The sequence below is a fragment of the Niallia endozanthoxylica genome (assembly GCF_008710145.1).
GTDB classification, from domain to species: domain Bacteria; phylum Bacillota; class Bacilli; order Bacillales; family Cytobacillaceae; genus Bacillus_BD; species Bacillus_BD endozanthoxylica.
This window is the reverse complement of record NZ_VYKL01000081.1, coordinates 1-2,532: the sequence shown is the minus strand read 5'-3', so window position 1 is coordinate 2,532 and position 2,532 is coordinate 1. Positions and strand designations below refer to the sequence as shown.

The following is a 2,532-nucleotide window of genomic DNA, read 5'->3' as shown; positions in this document are numbered from 1 at the left end:
TGGGTGCGTCCGTAAGGGCGATATAAAGATCGGGTCCTTGGCAAGACCCTAGGTACAGGACACAAGATACCTATCACAAATTCACTAACCTGGAAGGGAAACCGGAAGGGGACAAAAGCATGTGGTAAAGCCATAAGTTGACTAACTACCATGTCACGACTGAATGGCGAAGTGAAAAGCTGTAAATGAGGATGAAAGCTACACTGCTTGAACGATAGTCTGAGGAAGTATAGCGTGGCTCATAACGGAAGGTAGCTATAGACGTTATGTGATCAATGTTATCTGATATACCAGTTGTCAGAGAGAACGTGTGTCCATTGATTATCCTCTCACAATAAGTGAGAAAAGACGAAAGTCGCATCCGACATTACAGCACGCCTTGTCTTTATATTGTCTAAACGGAGATTGCCTAAGTTGGAATGCTTGAAATAGCTATGATAAATGTATCTGAATATCCAATAGGGCAACGGAGTCCTCGTAGTAGTCCGAGCTAGGGAAAGCCTAGCACATGGCGAAGGGGGACAGCTTATCGAGTTTAATACTAATAAGGAAGGTGTGTGAGACACTATGAGAAATCCTAATGTAGTATTGGACAATCTAGCTAAGATGTCATCTAAAAAGGATTATCAATTTGAAAGACTTTATCGAAATCTGTATAATGAGGAATTTTACCTCTTAGCTTACAGCAACATCTATCATAAAGAAGGTAACCTCACTCAGGGTACAGATGGAAACACCATTGATGGATTTAGCATTGATATAGTTAGAAGGCTTATTGAATCCCTTAAAAATCAAAGCTACCAACCTAATCCTGTTAGAAGGACATACATTTCTAAAAAACATGGTGGGAAAAGACCATTGGGTATCCCTTCTTTCGCGGATAAAATAGTGCAAGAAGTTTTAAGGTTAATACTTGAAAGTATCTATGAGTCTAATTTTTCTAATCACTCGCACGGATTTAGACCTAAAAGAAGCTGCCATACAGCGTTGCTGGAAATTCAACGGAATTTTACAGGAGCTAAATGGTTTATAGAAGGTGACATTAAAGGCTTCTTCGATAATATTGACCATCATACTCTCATAAATTTTCTTCGTAAAAGAATAAGTGATGAGAAGTTTTTAAACCTTATTTGGAAATTTCTAAGGGCGGGTTACTTAGAGGATTGGAAGTTTCACCAGACTTATAGTGGAACACCTCAAGGTGGAATTATAAGTCCTATCCTTTCAAACATTTATTTAGACTCCTTCGACAAATTTATGAATGCATACAAGAAACAATTTGACAAAGGGAGTAAACGTCCTAATAACCCAGAATATGAACTAATAAGAAGGGAAATTTCTAAAAGAAGAAGATGGTTAAGTACAGGAAGACATACCGTGATTTTAGATGGGAAAAGAAAGACGCTAGAACTAACAGAAGACTCTAGGGAAGAGATTATTAAACAACTTAATGATTTGGAACAGCAACAAGTCCAAATTTCTTATACCGATCCAATGTATCCTGATTATAAAAGGCTACAATATGTAAGATATGCAGATGATTTTTTAATTGGAGTCATCGGAAGTAAACAGGATGCAGAAAAGGTAAAACAGGACATTAAGAAATACCTTCATAACGAATTAAAGATAGAACTTTCCCTAGAGAAAACCCTTATAACTCATAGTACAAAATCAGCGAAATTCCTTGGACACGAAATTAAAGTGTTTAAAACAAACAACACTAGGAGTGACAAGAAGGGAACTAAGAAAAGATACAACAATGGAAAAGTGGGATTATATGTGCCATTCGAAAACTGGAGGGATAAGCTTCTTTCCATCGGTTCGCTAAAGATCAAACAAATTGATAATCGAGAAATCTGGGAACCCGTCCATCGGACGTACCTTAAGGATAATGATGACTTAGAAATTCTAAATATCTACAATGCCGAAATCAGAGGATTCTATAATTATTATAAGTTAGCCCACAATGTCAGTGTACTAAATAAATTCAAGTATGTAATGGAATATAGCATGTACAAAACCTTCGCTAATAAATATAAGTCTAAAATAAGTAGCATTACAAAGAAATATAACTCAAATGGACATTTCGCAATAAGCTATCAAACCAAAAAAGGGCAGAGAACAGCTTTCTTTTTTAAAGATAGTATGACCAGGCAAAACAAGCCTGATCTGAACAGCAAAATAGATTACCTGCCTCAACTAGAAAAATACAAATTATCTAGGACAAAACTTATTGATAGGTTGAAGGCTGAAATATGCGAATGGTGCGGAGATAGTAATGTACCGATAGAAATCCATCATGTACGCAAGTTAAAGGATTTAAAAGGAAAGAAAAAGTGGGAACAATTTATGATAGCCAGAAGGAGAAAAACAATGGCACTCTGTAGGCAATGCCACGTAGATCTTCATGCAGGAAGGTTAGATTGATAAGTGGAGAGCCGTATACATCGAGAGGTGTAAGTACGGTTCGGGGGGGAGTGTTTGGAAACCTACCATAGAGATGTGGAAAGGCGCTGGGCACTTACCCTACTA

At 37.2% G+C, this 2,532-nt stretch carries 1 protein-coding gene; it reads left to right on the top strand.

Annotation, left to right across the window (positions count from 1 at the left end):
- The first annotated feature begins 567 nt into the window (after positions 1–567).
- On the top strand, positions 568–2,427 hold the full coding sequence (locus F4V44_RS27060; protein WP_150443077.1) for a reverse transcriptase/maturase family protein: 1,860 nt from the start codon (positions 568–570) through the stop codon (positions 2,425–2,427).
- Positions 2,428–2,532: the final 105 nt, after the last annotated feature.

Coding starts and splice junctions, on each gene's coding strand:
- F4V44_RS27060 (WP_150443077.1), top strand. CDS start 568: ATGAGAAATCCTAATGTAGTATTGGACAATCTAGCTAAGATGTCATCT.